At 60.1% G+C, this 14,444-nt stretch carries 15 protein-coding genes; 9 read left to right on the top strand and 6 right to left on the bottom strand.

Annotated elements, in window-relative coordinates; genetic code table 11:
- The first annotated feature begins 109 nt into the window (after positions 1–109).
- Genes ccmA through ccmI form a run of 9 tightly spaced genes read left to right on the top strand, consistent with a single transcriptional unit; the run spans position 110 to position 7,351 of the window.
- Positions 110–748, top strand: coding sequence for a cytochrome c biogenesis heme-transporting ATPase CcmA (gene ccmA / locus ACF8YQ_RS05980; protein WP_224849086.1), 639 nt, complete (start codon positions 110–112; stop codon positions 746–748).
- Positions 738–1,463 (top strand): heme exporter protein CcmB, encoded by a 726-nt coding sequence (gene ccmB / locus ACF8YQ_RS05985; protein WP_224849084.1) that lies wholly within the window; start codon positions 738–740, stop codon positions 1,461–1,463. The genes ccmA and ccmB overlap by 11 nt, the downstream gene beginning before the upstream one ends.
- Before the next feature lie 58 nt (positions 1,464–1,521).
- Positions 1,522–2,265: a heme ABC transporter permease gene (locus ACF8YQ_RS05990; RefSeq protein WP_224849082.1), complete on the top strand. Its 744-nt coding sequence runs from the start codon at positions 1,522–1,524 to the stop codon at positions 2,263–2,265.
- 3 nt (positions 2,266–2,268) lie between these two features.
- Positions 2,269–2,502: a heme exporter protein CcmD gene (gene ccmD / locus ACF8YQ_RS05995; protein WP_224849079.1), complete on the top strand. Its 234-nt coding sequence runs from the start codon at positions 2,269–2,271 to the stop codon at positions 2,500–2,502.
- A 14-nt stretch (positions 2,503–2,516) separates the two neighbouring features.
- On the top strand, positions 2,517–2,996 hold the full coding sequence (gene ccmE / locus ACF8YQ_RS06000; protein WP_224849077.1) for a cytochrome c maturation protein CcmE: 480 nt from the start codon (positions 2,517–2,519) through the stop codon (positions 2,994–2,996).
- A 34-nt stretch (positions 2,997–3,030) separates the two neighbouring features.
- Positions 3,031–5,028 (top strand): heme lyase CcmF/NrfE family subunit, encoded by a 1,998-nt coding sequence (locus ACF8YQ_RS06005; protein WP_224849075.1) that lies wholly within the window; start codon positions 3,031–3,033, stop codon positions 5,026–5,028.
- Complete coding sequence (locus ACF8YQ_RS06010) at positions 5,025–5,561, top strand: DsbE family thiol:disulfide interchange protein (protein ID WP_396622874.1); 537 nt, start codon at positions 5,025–5,027, stop codon at positions 5,559–5,561. Before ACF8YQ_RS06005 ends, ACF8YQ_RS06010 begins: the two co-directional genes overlap by 4 nt.
- Positions 5,561–6,043, top strand: a complete 483-nt coding sequence (locus ACF8YQ_RS06015; RefSeq protein ID WP_396622875.1) for a cytochrome c-type biogenesis protein — start codon at positions 5,561–5,563, stop codon at positions 6,041–6,043. The genes ACF8YQ_RS06010 and ACF8YQ_RS06015 overlap by 1 nt, the downstream gene beginning before the upstream one ends.
- A 33-nt stretch (positions 6,044–6,076) precedes the next feature.
- On the top strand, positions 6,077–7,351 hold the full coding sequence (gene ccmI / locus ACF8YQ_RS06020; RefSeq protein WP_396622876.1) for a c-type cytochrome biogenesis protein CcmI: 1,275 nt from the start codon (positions 6,077–6,079) through the stop codon (positions 7,349–7,351).
- A 45-nt stretch (positions 7,352–7,396) separates the two neighbouring features.
- Here ccmI and ACF8YQ_RS06025 read toward each other — a convergent pair whose 3' ends face one another.
- The 6 genes from ACF8YQ_RS06025 to ACF8YQ_RS06050 are packed head-to-tail and all read right to left on the bottom strand — an operon-like array spanning position 7,397 to position 14,367.
- A complete protein-coding gene (locus ACF8YQ_RS06025) occupies positions 7,397–9,139 on the bottom strand; it encodes a BatD family protein (protein ID WP_396622877.1) in 1,743 nt (580 codons plus the stop codon).
- Positions 9,133–10,962, bottom strand: coding sequence for a VWA domain-containing protein (locus ACF8YQ_RS06030; protein WP_396622878.1), 1,830 nt, complete (start codon positions 10,960–10,962; stop codon positions 9,133–9,135). Before ACF8YQ_RS06030 ends, ACF8YQ_RS06025 begins: the two co-directional genes overlap by 7 nt.
- The gene (locus tag ACF8YQ_RS06035) at positions 10,955–11,974 is read right to left on the bottom strand and encodes a vWA domain-containing protein (RefSeq protein WP_396622879.1); all 1,020 of its coding nucleotides are present in this window, start codon (positions 11,972–11,974) and stop codon (positions 10,955–10,957) included. The genes ACF8YQ_RS06030 and ACF8YQ_RS06035 overlap by 8 nt, the downstream gene beginning before the upstream one ends.
- Positions 11,971–12,438: a DUF4381 domain-containing protein gene (locus tag ACF8YQ_RS06040; protein WP_396622880.1), complete on the bottom strand. Its 468-nt coding sequence runs from the start codon at positions 12,436–12,438 to the stop codon at positions 11,971–11,973. The genes ACF8YQ_RS06035 and ACF8YQ_RS06040 overlap by 4 nt, the downstream gene beginning before the upstream one ends.
- Complete coding sequence (locus ACF8YQ_RS06045; protein WP_396622881.1) at positions 12,435–13,373, bottom strand: DUF58 domain-containing protein; 939 nt, start codon at positions 13,371–13,373, stop codon at positions 12,435–12,437. Before ACF8YQ_RS06045 ends, ACF8YQ_RS06040 begins: the two co-directional genes overlap by 4 nt.
- Before the next feature lie 31 nt (positions 13,374–13,404).
- The gene (locus ACF8YQ_RS06050) at positions 13,405–14,367 is read right to left on the bottom strand and encodes a MoxR family ATPase (RefSeq protein WP_011785419.1); all 963 of its coding nucleotides are present in this window, start codon (positions 14,365–14,367) and stop codon (positions 13,405–13,407) included.
- Between the last annotated feature and the right edge of the window lie 77 nt (positions 14,368–14,444).

The raw sequence follows: 14,444 nt of genomic DNA on the forward strand, positions 1-14,444 counted from the left end.
ATACGCCGCGCTGGCAGTGATTGCCCTGATTTCATGTTGGCACCTGTGTGTCCTTCATTACATGCACCTGATGCCTGCTGCGCATCCATCGCTCTGAAACGGAGCCCTGATGTCCGAGCCGTTACTACAGGCGATAGATCTTGAGTGTGAACGGGACGAGCGCCTGTTGTTCCAGAATCTGTCCTTTTCCATACTGCCCGGTACGGTTACCCGTGTCGAGGGCCCCAACGGTACCGGCAAAACAACATTACTTCGAATTCTTGCTGGCCTGAACGATGCCTGGTCGGGCCAGTTGCTGTGGTGCGGCGAGCCCAGGGCCCGGCAACGGGAGTCCTTCCTTCGGAATACCCTTTACATCGGCCATCGCCCCGGCATCAAACCATTGCTTACACCGGTCGAGAACCTGAAAGCCCTGATGGCCGGCCGTCGGGAGGTGAGCGAAGAGGTGCTGGTTCAGGCGCTGGCAGGTACCGGGCTGGCAGGCTTTGAAAACGTACCATGCCGGAATCTGTCTGCCGGGCAGCAACGTCGTGTGGCGCTGGCCAGGCTGCTGATTGCCGACGAACCGCTCTGGCTGCTGGACGAAGTCTTTACCGCGATTGATGCAGACGGTGTCCGTGCCATTGAGTCTCTGCTACAGCAACGCGCCGCGGAAGGTGGTGCGGTGCTGGTAACGACCCACCATGAACTCCAGATGCCGGGTATGAAACGCATCACTCTGGGCGCCGGAGGTGTGCATGAACGTTGATCGGCGGCCGGCATTGAAACCTGTGTCTGAATCGGTCGGCCCGATAGCCGCCATGGCGGCAGTATTTGCCCGGGATGTCCGGGTGGCTTTCCGGCAGCGGCAGGATCTGCTGAACCCGTTGCTGTTTTTCATCATGGTAGTAACCCTTTTTCCCCTGGGAGTCAGCCCGGAGGTGGCATTTCTGAAACAGTCCGGAGCCGGTATCCTTTGGGTAGCGGCTTTGCTGTCGGTGTTGCTGTCGCTGGACCACCTGTTTCGTCACGATTTTGACGATGGAACACTGGAACAGCTGGTACTGCAGCCCCAGCCTCTGTTTCTGCTGGTGCTGGCCAAAACAGCCGCACACTGGGTGTTAACGGGCTTACCACTGGTGCTGTTAGCGCCGGTTTTGGGCGTGATGGTGCACCTGGACGGGAACTCTATTGCAATTCTGTGTCTAACGCTGCTGATTGGCACCCCGGTACTGAGCATGATCGGAGCTATCGGCGCCGCTTTGACCCTGGGATTGCGCTCGGCGGGCGTGCTCTTGTCACTGCTGATCATTCCGCTGTACATTCCCGTGCTGATTTTTGGTACCGGCACAGTAGCAGCGGCAGCCGAAGGCGCGCCGGTTGGCGGATACCTGGCTCTGATGGGCGCGTTTCTGGTTCTGGCGGTAACACTGTCGCCTTTCGCCTCGGCAGCGGCCCTGAGAATCAGTCTTTCGAACAGCTGATCGGTTCTTTGGGACCGGCAACCAACCAAACGATAACAGTGAAGATGGTGACCAACTGATGTGGCAATTCTTTCACAAACTGGGTTCTCCCAAATGGTTCTTCGGGATTGCAACCCGGTTTATGCCGTGGTTGCTGGCGATCGGTATCATTCTGCTCTTTGCCGGCCTGATCTGGGGCCTGGCGTTTGCTCCCAAGGACTACCTGCAGGGCAACAGCTATCGCATTATTTTTATCCACGTTCCCACCGCTTTTCTCGCCCAATCCATCTACATCATGATGGCGTCCGCCGCCGTGGTTACGCTGGTCTGGCGCATGAAACTGGCGGATGTCTTCGTGAAGGCCGTGGCGCCGGTTGGCCTGGTGTTTACCTTCCTGTCGCTATTTACCGGCGCCGTCTGGGGTAAGCCTACCTGGGGAACCTGGTGGGTGTGGGATGCCCGGCTGACTTCCATGCTTATTCTGCTTTTCCTCTATGGCGGTGCCATCGCCCTGGACCGGGCCATCAATGATGAAAAATCTGCTGCCAGGGCGGTGGCTGTGCTGGTGCTGGTGGGGGTGGTAAATATCCCGATTATCAAATACTCCGTGGAGTGGTGGAATACACTGCACCAGCCGGCTACGTTCAAGCTTACCGAGAAGCCCTCAATGCCCGTCGAGATGTGGGTTCCGTTGCTGCTTTCTGTGCTTGGGCTTTACCTGTTGTTTGGCTGGCTGGCGTGCCTGCGCATGAAAACCGAAATTGTTATGCGGGAGCAGAAAACCCGCTGGGTGAAAGAGCTGGTGATGGCGGGGAGAGGCTGAGCAATGGCGTTTGATTCATTTTCCGCATTTATCGCAATGGAAGGCCATGGTCCCTATGTCTGGGCCTGTTATGCCGTGTTCGCCGTTCTGCTGGTGGGCCTGATGGTCTGGTCGTCCCGGCACCATCAGGCGGTTATGGCCAGCTGCAAACGCCGCTACCAGCAGCAGGAAAACAGCACCAGCGCCCGGCCAAAGCAGGCTGCTACGTTCGCCCGTGTCGAAGTTTCCCAGGAATAAACAGCAGGTAATCCATGCATCCGATCCGAAAAAAACGACTGACCATTGTGCTCTTTCTGGTGGCCGGTATTGCCATTGCGGTAGGCCTGACCACCTATGCACTCCGACAGAATATCAACCTGTTTTACGATCCTACGGAAATTGCAGCGGGTAACGCGCCGGTTGATGTCCGGATCCGGGCCGGTGGCATGGTTGAAGAGGGCAGTGTGGCAAGGGATTCCGACAGCCTGAAGGTGAACTTCCGGGTGACCGACTATGCGGCGTCGGTGCCGGTACAGTATGAGGGCATACTGCCGGATCTGTTTGCGGAAGGGCAGGGCGTGGTGGCCATGGGGCGGCTGAATGAACAGGGCGTGTTCGTGGCCGATCAGGTACTGGCCAAGCACGATGAGAATTATATGCCACCGGAAGTGGCCGAGGCGCTGGAGCGCTCTTCCAAGGGGCAGCACAAGTCTGCTGATGTGGAAAAAGCCGCTGAAACCACGGCGTACTGAGCGCTCAATTCATTTCTGACGTTGGAGAAACCCGATGTATCCGGAACTCGGACAGCTTGCACTGATTCTCTCGTTGCTGCTGGCAGTACTTCTCTCCGTGGTGCCGCTTGCGGGCGCTCTGACCGGGCGTGACAGCCTGCAGGCATTTGCCCGGCCACTGGCGTCCGGCATGTTTGTGTTCACCGCCCTGGCGTTTGCGATCCTGACCCACGCCTTTCTGGTGGATGACTTCTCGGTGGCCTATGTGGCCAATAACAGCAACAGCATGTTGCCCTGGTACTACAAGTTCAGCGCAGTCTGGGGCGGCCATGAGGGCTCGTTGCTCTTGTGGATACTGATGCTCATAGGCTGGACGCTTGCCGTGGCCATCTTCAGCCGTAAACTGCCGTCGGTGATGGTCTCCCAGGTGTTGTCGGTTCTCGGCATGGTCTCCGTTGGCTTCCTTCTGTTTATCATTCTGACCTCCAACCCGTTTGACCGTCTGCTGCCGAACGTACCGGCAGATGGACAGGATCTGAACCCGCTGTTGCAGGACATCGGCCTGATCATGCACCCGCCCATGCTCTATATGGGTTATGTTGGTTTTTCGGTGGCCTTTGCGTTTGCCATCGCGGCACTGATCAACGGCCGACTGGACGCGGCCTGGGCTCGCTGGTCGCGCCCCTGGACCACGGTTGCCTGGTCCTTCCTGACGGTGGGCATCGCCCTGGGCAGCTGGTGGGCTTATTACGAGCTTGGCTGGGGCGGCTGGTGGTTCTGGGATCCGGTTGAAAATGCCTCCCTGTTGCCCTGGCTTTCGGGTACCGCCTTGATGCACTCGCTGGCAGTCACGGAAAAACGCGGGGTCTTCAAGAGCTGGACCGTGTTGCTGGCTATTGTCACTTTCGCACTGAGCCTGCTGGGTACCTTCCTGGTTCGTTCCGGTGTGCTCACCTCCGTCCATGCCTTCGCGTCGGATCCGGAGCGAGGCAGTTTCCTGCTGGCCCTGCTGGGCATCACCATTCTGGCCAGTCTGACACTCTATGCCTTCCGGGCGCCGGTAGTGCATGTCCGCTCCCGTTATGGTTCCCTGTCCCGGGAAATCTTCCTGCTCCTGAACAACGTCTTGCTGGTATCCGCCACCCTGTTGGTGGCCATAGGCACACTTTATCCGCTGGTGCTGGATTATTTGGATCTGGGCAAGCTGTCCATTGGTGAGCCGTTCTTCAATACCACCTTCAGCCCGCTGGCGGTGGCAACCGGCCTGCTGCTGGGCGCGGGGATTTTCTCGCGCTGGAAGAAAACCGACGGCGGCTGGCTGGCCCGCAAACTGCTGTGGCCGCTGGCCGTCAGTCTGATTGCCAGTGCCGCGGTGATGATCGGTTACGGTGGGTTCGCGCCCTGGGCCTTCCTGGGTGTGTTTGCCGCCATGTGGGTGACTGTAGCCACCGCCTGGGACCTTTGGGATAAATCCGCGTCCCGCAAAGGGCGCTGGTACGGCCTGAAGCGCCAGTCCCGCAGTTACTGGGGCATGGTACTTGGCCACCTGGGGCTTGCCATGGTGATGGCCGGTGCGACGGTGGTTTCCAACTACGGCATCGAGCGCGACGTGCGCATGCAGCCCGGTGACCGCGCCATGGTGGGGGATTACGAGATAGTCTTTACCGACATCGGTGAGCGTCGTGGCCCCAACTTTACCGCCCAGTATGGCAGCTTCAATGTTTACCTGGATGGGGAGCTCGTGACTGACCTGCATCCGGAAAAGCGGCAGTATCCGGTTGGCATGAGTGTGATGACCGAAGCGGACATTGATGCCGGCCTGTTCCGGGATATATTTGTGGCCATCGGTGAGCGTATCAGTGGAGATGCCTGGGCTATCCGGTTGCAGTATAAACCGTTAGTGCGTTGGTTGTGGCTCGGATCCCTGGTGATGGCCATTGGTGGATTCCTGGCGATTGCCGACAAGCGCTACCGTATTCGTGTGCGCGATGAGGAAGCCGTGAAAAGCGGCGAGCCGGCAGCGCCGGGTAAAGTGGCGGAGGCGTCCTCATGAAGCGGGTATTGCTGTTCCTGCCGCTGGTGATTGCCGTCGGCGTGGGGGTATTCCTGTTTGCCGGCTTGGGCAAGGACCCCACCAGACTGGAATCCATGCTGATCGGCAAGCCCGTTCCCGAATTCAGCCTGGAGTCTCTGGACGATCCGGAGGTTCAGTTGGATCCCTCAGTTTTCCAGGGCGAAGTGTCCTTGTTGAATGTATGGGCCGAGTGGTGCCCCTCGTGCTGGGATGAACATGAATACCTGATGTATCTGGCCCGGGAGCAGGGAGTTCGCATTGTGGGCTTGAACTACAAGGATCAGCGGGAAAGTGCCTTCCGGTTCCTGAACCGGCTGGGTAATCCCTACGAGACCATTATCTTCGACCCGAAGGGAACCCTGGGTTTTGACCTGGGCGTGTATGGTGCGCCGGAAACCTTTGTTATCGACGCAGAGGGCGTGGTGCGCTATCGCCACGTAGGCGTTGTGAACCAGAAAGTCTGGGAAGAAGTGCTCTTGCCGGTTATCGCTCAGGCCCGGGGGAACAGCTGATGCGTTTGTTACCCGCTTTCTTAACCGTGTTGATGGTGCTCTCGGGCCCGGCAATTGCCGAGGTGTCAGAAGTCTATGACTTCGATACCCGGGCTGAAGAGCAGCGTTATCAGCAATTGATCTCAGAATTACGCTGTCCCAAGTGTCAGAACCAGAACATCGCCGATTCCAATGCGCCCATTTCCAAGGATATGCGGGATGAGGTCTACCGTATGATGCAGGACGGTGCCTCCAACGATCAGATCGTCGGTGCCCTGGTGGATCGTTTTGGCGAGTTTGTTCAGTACAAGCCACCGGTGGATAACCGCACCATCCTGCTCTGGGCCTTTCCGGCGATTGCCACCATTGGAGGTTTTCTGATTGTGGCCGGTGTGGTGTGGCGTGCCCGAAGGCGAGAAGACGAGCCGCCCCTGAGTCCGGAAGACCGGGCCCGGGCAGAGCAGATTCTGGCCAGTCAAAGTGACAAGGCTGACCGCCGATAACTCCCATTCATTTCGAGACGTGACGATATTTCCATGACCGATACCTTCTGGATTGCCGGGACCGTACTCATTCTGGTGGCCCTGGCCTTTGTGCTTTATCCAGTCTTTTTTCATAAACCCCGGGCCCGCCTTGAGGCGGATCTGCGAAATCAGAATCTGCTGGCCTATCGCACCCGGCTCAAAGAGCTGGAGGACGAGCTCGAGGCCGGCATACTGGATGACGAGAGCTACAAGCAGCTAAAGGAAGAGCTGGCGGGCGCCATGCTCGATGATGTACCGGAAGAACCCGTTACCCAGCGGCGTGTGCCCGGGCGGCGTAGCGCCATGGTTGTCGCCTTGCTGGCGATCCTGGTCTTGCCGGTGGGCACCTATTTTGGTTACCAGGAATGGGGCGCCATGGATCAGGTGGAACAGTTCCTTGCCATGCAGGAAATGGACGCCACTCAGGGCGACCAGACGGCCCGCATGGCGGAACTGGCGGACCAATTGCGCCAGCGGCTTGAGGAAAGTCCGGACAACGCCGATGGCTGGGCAATGCTGGGGCAGACCTACATGCGTCTTGAGCGCTATGAGCAAGCGGCTGAGGCCTATCGTCGTCTGGCCGATGTGGTGTCTGAAGATCGGAACGCCAGCGCCGTAGCTTTGGGGTTAGCAGCTCAGGCCAACTATTTTGCCAGTGAAGGCGAGATGACCCCGGCGGTGATCGATGCCATTGCGGCTGCCCGGGCCCTGAACCCGGACGAGGTCAATGCACTGGGGCTGATGGGCATCAATGCCTTCGGCCAGCAAAACTACCGGGAAGCCATTGAATACTGGCAGCGTATTACCGAGGTGGCACCGGACCATCCGCAGCTTGGGGCCATCCGTGGTGGTATCGAGGAGGCCTACAAGCGCTTGGGCGAAACCCCGCCGGGCCAGGTTGCATCCGAGCCTCAGCAGGCTGCTGGACCGGGCGTGTCCTTACGGGTATCGCTGGACGAAGGTTTGCGCCAGCAAGTGGCTGACAATACCGTGCTGTTCATCTTTGCGCGGCCAGCGGCTGCGGCGGGCGGTGCGCCGGTTGCTGTTGCCAGGATGACAGCTGGCGATTTGCCCGCCGAGATCCGGCTGGATGATCGTTATGCCATGTCCCCTGAATCTGCGATTTCTGCCCAGCAAGATGTGGTGGTGGTCGCCCGTTTGAGCCGCTCAGGCAGTGTTAATCCGCAGCCGGGAGACTGGGAAGGCCGGGTTGAGGCAGAGGTGCTGCCCCCGGTGGAAGCGGAACCACCTGTGGAGTTGGTGATTAACCAGGAACTGACCAACTGAATTTGAAAAGCCCGTCACTTCGACGGGCTTTTTTCTGGGCCGGAATCAGCGCGAGAGAGACGCGGGATACAGCGGCGGCAGGTCGGGTGATGACGCTTCGTTGTCCCGGGCGGTGTTCCGGCGCAGGCTTTCCAGCTCCCGTTGCAGTTGCTGTCTCGCATTCTCAACGTGGGTACGGTGCTGACCCGAATACAGTCCCGCCTGAAAACGATCAAGGGCAATTTTCAGCGAGCGGTCTTCTGTCAGTTTGAACAGATCTGAAACGGAATCAAACGAGTGCTGTGGGAAACGCAGCCGGGCCCAGCGCAGCAACAGCGTTGACGTCTCCCCGGAGCCTCGTCTGGCAGCCTCCAGTAGTGCTTCAAACGCCTGACGTTCGTTCTTGATGCTGTCATCTTCCGGCTCATTGTGGCCGGGCGCTGAGGTTTGGCGAGCCCGCCACCAGAGCGCAAGGGTCAGCAGCCAAAGCGCCGCAAAGAGAACCGTACCCCAGAGCCAGAAAGTGTTGCCGGAGGCGTCTGAACCAGGGGCTGTATCCGGGGTTGCCGGTGAATCCGCGGGCGCCGCAGAATCGTCCGGTGTCTGCGCGGGCGGGGCGGCGGTTGCATTGTCGCCGGTTATCCGGAAACGGCGCTCCGGCAACACGGCCTCCTCCAGCTGGTCGGTCTCGGTGTTCCACCAGGGTACTCGAACCGCGGGCAGGGTGGTTTCGCCCGCCTGGACGGGCACCAGGGCGGTCACCTGCTGCAGTGTGGCGCGAAGTCCCTCTGGAGTGGTTTCGGTATTGCGCAGGGGCTGTTCCGGGTAGCTGCGGATGGCGTCCGGTAGCTCCCGGGATATAGGCGGCAGGGCTTCTGCGGGCAATCCTAGCGCCTGCAGAGTCACTTTCCGGCTGAGATTGCTGCCGACGGCGAGTTCCTGGGTAGACGGCAGGCCTTCGTCGCTCAGGGTCAGACTTCGTGCTGGTAACCAGGGCTGATTGTCCGGATACCCGGCAGGTACGGGTTTGACCGGAACGTCATAGAGTTGCTGCCGGTCACGCAGGAAGCGCAGCTGGCCAGAGGCATCCCTGGCCTGGCCCTCGAACCGGATGGGCTCCAGGCTGAGAGTGCCGGGTGTTTGGGGAAAGATCGCGTAACGCCGCTCAACCACCCGATACCGGATTCCGTCGCGATAGCGGGTAAACTCACGCTGTTTGCCCAGTGACTCGATGATAGCGTCCGGGTGCTCAGGCTCTGACAGCTCTCCCCGGATCAGGTTGCCGGAGAAGAACAACTGTATGGTCAGTACCAGCTGTTCCTGAACGTACACTTCCGCCTTGTCTGCGGACAGCTCGATAAAGCTGTCACGAGTGGCCGCCGGTTGATCCGGCGGTGTGCCGGAAATAACCTCGATGTCGACCGGGTCGGAAACGGAATTCTTGAACGTCAGTTCGGGGATTGTCAGTGTGCCGGTGCTGGTCGGGGCGAGCTGATAGGTCCAGGTTATTTCGCCCACCATTTCGTTGTTGACGGTTTGCACGCTGTAGCGCTGGTTGCGGGCCAGAATTTCGAAATCCGGCTCCACCTTTTCGATATCTGGCGAAGGCAACTGTGACAGATCGAAGCTGAACAGATTGCTCAGATTAATGTCGATTTTCATGGAGCCCTTGACGGTCAGGGTCAGTACCTCACCTTCGTAGAGCTGGGTTCGATCCGGTTCCACCACCAGTCTGTCGGCAGCGTGACTGGCGGCTGACAGAAACAAAAAAAGAAGTGTCGCGGCAAGGGAGATAACGCGCGTTACCATGGTGTGTCGCCCTCATCGGGTGTTGTCTGTCGTTGTTGGTACTGTTGCAGGAACTTGCGTTGCAGTAACCCGCCGGGGTTATCCGGTATGCGCCGCAGCCACTGCTCCTGGCCCTGGCTCAGGGGTTGTTCTGATATTTCGGCGGGCGCACTGGCACCACTCTGCCCCTCTCCGGAAGGCCCGTCCGGGCCTGCCTGGGCATTCCGCTGCTCCTGTGTGCCATCTTCCGGTTGTGGCTCTCCGGCGGCATCCCGTGAATTCTCGCCGTTTTCGGAGGGCTGCTGTTGCTCGCCAGACCGGGGATCCTGATTCTCGCCATTGTTGTTTGCAGAATCCTGTCCGGCGCTGTCCTGGCTGTCATTGCCCTGGCCTCCGGAGCCATTCTGCTGTCCGGAATTCTGATCGTTGCTTTCCTGGTTGTTGTCACTTTCTCCCTCGCCCTGAGACTTCTGTTTCTGGTTCAGGAGTTGCTCAACCAGTTGCTGGTTAAAGCGCGCATCTTCGAAATCCGGCTGCTGCTTCAGTGCCTGTTGATAGGCGTCAATGGCCTCTTTCAGTTGGCCGGCCCGGGCCAGGGCGTTGCCCCGGTTGTAGTCGCCGGCGGCCCCCGGTTGATTGGCAAAGGCTTCCGCGGCGGCACTGTACTGGCCATCGCGATAGAGCGCTGAGCCGCGCCAACCCGGCTGCTCCAGAATGGTAGCGGCCCTGGACGGATCCTGCTGGATAAGATCTGGCCCACGCTGGTCTTCTCGCAGCCACAGGCTGCCCCAGTCCAGAGCCTGAACCGGGCGCGGAGCGCCTGCCAGCGGAATCAGCGCGAAGGCCAGAATGGCAAAGGCTCCCCGACGCCAGCCCAGAATGAGTAACGGCAGCACCAGCCACAGCAGCCAGTAGCCGTCGTCCTGCCAGCGATTAACGGTCATGCCGTCCTGTTCGTTCTGCCATTCGTCGGTCTGTGATGGCTCCAGGGCCAGGGCGCGAATATCCTGGTCATCCAGGGTCAGTTCGTGGCTGGTTCCGCCGTTGATGTTGGCCAGTTGGGCCAGGGAGTCTGGTTCGGCCTGGCTGATGACAATCCTGCCGTTGTCCCGAATGAACCCGCGCTTTGCCAGGGGGATGGGGCCGCCTTCGCGGGTGCCCACCACCAAAGTATTCAGGGGATAGGGAGTCTCTGCCAGTTGCTGACGGATTGCACTGTATTGCTGTTCCGGTACCGCCTCGGAGATCAGCAGTATGCGACCCTGGCCCGGTGCGCCCTGGTCCAGCAGGTCGACCGCCTGACGCACGGCCAGATCGGCGCGGTTGCCCTGGGCAGGCATGATGGTGGGGTCCAGCACGCTAAGCATGGCCTCAATGGTGCGGGTGTCGCCGGTAAGTGGCGTTACCGTGTGGGCGTCGCCGGAGTAGACCACCAGCGCCGTCAAACCGCCTTTTCGCTGCTCGAGAATGTCGCGGACCTTGCGTTTGGCCAAGGTCAGCCTGTCCGGTTCTACGTCGGTGGCCAGCATCGAAAGTGACAGATCCAGAAGAATGACCAGGCTGTCCTGGGTTTGTTTCAGGGGAGTCGGTGCCTGTCGCCAGCTTGGCCCGGCGAGGGCAATTGCGAGCAGAACCAGAGCCAGACTCAGGGGCAACAGGGGCGATCGGGTGGTGCCAGTAGTTTCGTTGGCCCGGGAACGAATCAGGGGCTGTAACAGGTGAGCGGGGATGTATCGGGCCCATCCGGTCTCACCCTGGCGAAGTTGATGTCGGGCCAGAAACAGGGCTGGAACCGCCAGTAACAGAATTAACCACAAGGGGCGCAGAAAATGGAAGTCAGCCATGGCCAGCCTCCGTAGCGGTGTTTTGCTGATAACGGTTGGATGCCAGTCGCAGGGCAATTAACAGAAGCCAAAGCCCGGCGGCCATGCCGGCGGGCCAGGCGTAGAGTTCTGTCACCGGCCGGTAGAACTGGCCATCCTGTTCTATCGGTTCGAGCTGATTGATGCTGTCGTAGATCATTTCCAGCTCTGGCAGGCTTCGGGCCCGGAAATACCGGCCACCGGTCTGTTCTGCCATGCGCGTGAGCAGTTCCTCATCAAGGTCCCTTGAGGGATTGACTCGCCTTGAACCCAGCAGCCCGCGCTGGATCATGGTATCGGCGCCGATGCCGATGGTGTAAAGCCGCACACCGGCTGCCTGGGCAATTTCCGTGGCCTTGTCCGGGCTGACCTGGCCGGCGGTATTTGCCCCGTCTGTCAGCAGGATCACCACTCGCTGTTCCTGGGGGCGTTCGCGCAGACGTTTCACCGATAACCCGATGGCGTCCCCGATGGCGGTAGCCCGGCCCGCCATGCCCAGGCCTGCCTCGAACAGCAGGGTCCGTACCGTTTCCCGGTCGAAGGTCAGTGGCGCCTGAACGTAAGGTTCGGTGCCGAACAGAATGAGCCCCAGCCGATCGCCCTCACGCTCGTCTATGAAATCATCCAGCACCCGTTTCACCGCCTGCAAGCGGTTGATGCTGCGGCCCTGAAGCACCATGTCCTGTTCGTCCATGCTGGGAGAAATGTCGACCACTAACATCAGATCGCGGCCGGTTACGGGCATCTGGATTTCTTCGCCAACATGCTGAGGGCGGGCCAGGGCGACCACCAGGCACAGCCAGCCCAGCAATAACAACAGCTGGCGCCAGAGCGGCGTTGATCTCCCCCGGGAGCTTACGCCCGGCATTCCGGATAACCAGTGCCCGACCGGAATGACCGGGGCATCCACCGGTTCGCTCTGCTGCTTGCGTTTGCCAAGCAGCAGCGGCAGTAATGCCAGTAACAGCACCCACGGGTAAGCCAGACTGATCATGACTGGGCCTCCAGCCAGGTTCTGGCGAACGCCAGTGCCTGTTCAGTCTGTGCGCCGGGCCGGGGTTGCCAGGTGCTTGTAACCATGGCCTCGACCACGGGCCGGGAGGCGATGCGGTCTTTCGGCGCGGTTTCCAGGAGGAAGTTGATCCATTGCTGCCCGGTCATGGCCTCGGGATGCTTTTCCGGATGGCTCTGTCGTGCCGCACGTTTGAGCAGGGCATTGAGCGCTGCGAACCATTCCGGCGTCGGCCGGGCCTTGCTTTCAAGCTGTTGCAGTTCGGTCCGGGCGCTGCGTTTCCAGCGGTGCTTCTGACGCTGACGGTGCCACAGCCAGGCAAGTGCCAGTGCGCCGACAATAACCAGTATCGCCAGCAGCCACCAGCCTGGAGCCGGCGGCCACCAACCACCGGTAGCTGGCAACTGGATATCACGAAGTTGTGCCAGGAGATCCTGAGGGTTCATCCGATGCGACCTCCCGGGCCCAGCAGCAGGCGCAGGGCCGTGGCCGGATCCTCTCCGGTCGACAGAGTTGCGGAAAACACGCCGGATGCCCGAAAACAGTCTGCCAGACGTTGCTCATGAGCGTCGATTTTGTCTTGCCAAGCCTGCTGGAAGCGAGGATTTGAAGCATCAAACCAGATCGGGCCGTCCGGGCCAGCAACGGCAAACCGGCCGGATGAAGGCAGGGCCTTTTCCAGCGGATCCTGAATCCGTATGGCGCTGACCGAGTTGTGCCGGCTCATGGCGCCCAGCAGGGTGGTGGTCTGCTCGGTGATATTCATGAAGTCACTGATGATAAACACGCGGGAGCCAGTGTGTGTGACCCGGCGGGCTTCTGCCAGTGCCGTATCCAGCCCATGGCTGGCGTTCGTTGCGGGGGTTGGCGGTGTTTTGCCCTGGTGCTGGTGGTTGGCCAGATGATCCAGCAGGCGCAGGACGGACTTTCGGCGCCGGGCGGGCCGCAGCACGGCCAGATCCCGGTCATTGAACACCAGACCCCCCACCTGGTCACCCGCCCAGAGTGCCAGCCAGGCCAGCAGAGCCGCAACCTGGGCACTTCGGACTTGTTTGTAGGCGCCGGCACTGGCAAAGAACAGGGTCGGCCCGAGATCCACAATCAACAATACAGGCCGCTCCCGCTCTTCCTCATACAGCTTGGTGTGCGGTGCCTGGCGCCGGGCCGTTACCCGCCAGTCTATGCTGCGAATGTCATCACCGGGTTGGTACTGGCGCACTTCGGAAAACGTCATTCCGCGCCCTTTCTGCCGTGATTGGCGTAGCCCGGCCTGGCGTGACCGGACCGGTTTTACCGATGGCAGCTTCAGAGCTCGTGCATCTGCCTGCAGGCGCACCAGCTCCGGCAGAGTAATGAGAGTGGCTGGGCTGAAATCTGCCATGACGCTGTGATGGTCTCCTGTCAGCAACACCTCAGGCGGCAACCGGCACCCGGTCGATCAGCCTCTGCAACACGGAATCGGCGGTCATGCCTTCGGCCTCGGCTTCAAAGGTCAACAGAATCCGGTGGCGCAGCACATCGTAAGCCATGGTCTGGACGTCGTCCGGTGTCACGTAATCCCGTCCATCGAGCCAGGCCAGTGCCCGGGCGCATCGGTCCAGTGCGATAGTGCCGCGGGGGCTGGCGCCGAAGGCGGTCCATCGAGCCAGTTCAGGGTCCAGGGTCGCGGCATCGCGGGTGGCCAGAATCAACGCCAGCAGGTACTGCTCCACAGGTTCCGCCATGTAGATATCCGAAACCGCCTGCCGGGCGGCCATCACCTGTTCCTGGGTTAGACGAATGTCTACGTTCGGGATTCCCTGACGGTAGTCACTGCGCGCAAGGTGCAGAATCTCACGCTCGGCATCGGCAGAGGGATAGTCAATCACCACATGCATGAGGAAGCGATCAAGCTGGGCTTCCGGCAGCGGGTAGGTGCCTTCCTGTTCAATCGGGTTCTGGGTCGCCATCACCATGAACAGTTTGGGCAGGGGAAAGGTTCTCATGCCAACACTGATCTGGCGTTCGCCCATGGCCTCGAGCAGGGCCGACTGGACTTTCGCCGGTGCCCGGTTGATTTCATCGGCCAGCACCAGGTTGTGGAAAATGGGGCCGCGCTGGAATTCAAAGGTGCCGGTCTCCGCGCGGTAGATTTCGCTGCCGGTGACATCGGAAGGCAGCAGATCCGGAGTGAACTGGATCCGGTGGAAGTCACCCTCCAGATGGTCGGCCAGTGCTTTCACCGCGGTGGTTTTGGCCAGCCCCGGCGCGCCCTCAACCAGAAGATGGCCATCGGCCAGAAGGGCAATCAGTAGCCGGTCGACCAGTTTGTCCTGGCCAATAATACGCTTGGCCAGCTGTGCTCTGAGATCACCGAACGTTTGCTGTAACGACATGAAAATAACTGCTCTTGATGTATGAATGCCTGCGTAAGTGATTGCCGCAGTTTTGGCGTCTGGCCGGCAAAAATCAA

Origin of the sequence: Marinobacter sp. W-8, from assembly GCF_044342215.1 — a bacterium.
Classification (GTDB): Bacteria; Pseudomonadota; Gammaproteobacteria; order Pseudomonadales; family Oleiphilaceae; genus Marinobacter; species Marinobacter nauticus.

What these genes read in the sequence shown, in the direction of transcription:
- ACF8YQ_RS05990 (WP_224849082.1), top strand. Translation starts at nt 1,522, where the DNA reads ATGTGGCAATTCTTTCACAAACTGGGTTCTCCCAAATGGTTCTTCGGG.
- ccmD (WP_224849079.1), top strand. Translation starts at nt 2,269, where the DNA reads ATGGCGTTTGATTCATTTTCCGCATTTATCGCAATGGAAGGCCATGGT.
- ACF8YQ_RS06030 (WP_396622878.1), bottom strand. Translation starts at nt 10,962, where the DNA reads ATGGCTGACTTCCATTTTCTGCGCCCCTTGTGGTTAATTCTGTTACTG.
- ACF8YQ_RS06035 (WP_396622879.1), bottom strand. Translation starts at nt 11,974, where the DNA reads ATGATCAGTCTGGCTTACCCGTGGGTGCTGTTACTGGCATTACTGCCG.
- ACF8YQ_RS06015 (WP_396622875.1), top strand. Translation starts at nt 5,561, where the DNA reads ATGCGTTTGTTACCCGCTTTCTTAACCGTGTTGATGGTGCTCTCGGGC.
- ACF8YQ_RS06040 (WP_396622880.1), bottom strand. Translation starts at nt 12,438, where the DNA reads ATGAACCCTCAGGATCTCCTGGCACAACTTCGTGATATCCAGTTGCCA.
- ACF8YQ_RS06010 (WP_396622874.1), top strand. Translation starts at nt 5,025, where the DNA reads ATGAAGCGGGTATTGCTGTTCCTGCCGCTGGTGATTGCCGTCGGCGTG.
- ccmB (WP_224849084.1), top strand. Translation starts at nt 738, where the DNA reads ATGAACGTTGATCGGCGGCCGGCATTGAAACCTGTGTCTGAATCGGTC.
- ccmE (WP_224849077.1), top strand. Translation starts at nt 2,517, where the DNA reads ATGCATCCGATCCGAAAAAAACGACTGACCATTGTGCTCTTTCTGGTG.
- ACF8YQ_RS06050 (WP_011785419.1), bottom strand. Translation starts at nt 14,367, where the DNA reads ATGTCGTTACAGCAAACGTTCGGTGATCTCAGAGCACAGCTGGCCAAG.
- ACF8YQ_RS06025 (WP_396622877.1), bottom strand. Translation starts at nt 9,139, where the DNA reads ATGGTAACGCGCGTTATCTCCCTTGCCGCGACACTTCTTTTTTTGTTT.
- ccmI (WP_396622876.1), top strand. Translation starts at nt 6,077, where the DNA reads ATGACCGATACCTTCTGGATTGCCGGGACCGTACTCATTCTGGTGGCC.
- ACF8YQ_RS06005 (WP_224849075.1), top strand. Translation starts at nt 3,031, where the DNA reads ATGTATCCGGAACTCGGACAGCTTGCACTGATTCTCTCGTTGCTGCTG.
- ccmA (WP_224849086.1), top strand. Translation starts at nt 110, where the DNA reads ATGTCCGAGCCGTTACTACAGGCGATAGATCTTGAGTGTGAACGGGAC.
- ACF8YQ_RS06045 (WP_396622881.1), bottom strand. Translation starts at nt 13,373, where the DNA reads ATGGCAGATTTCAGCCCAGCCACTCTCATTACTCTGCCGGAGCTGGTG.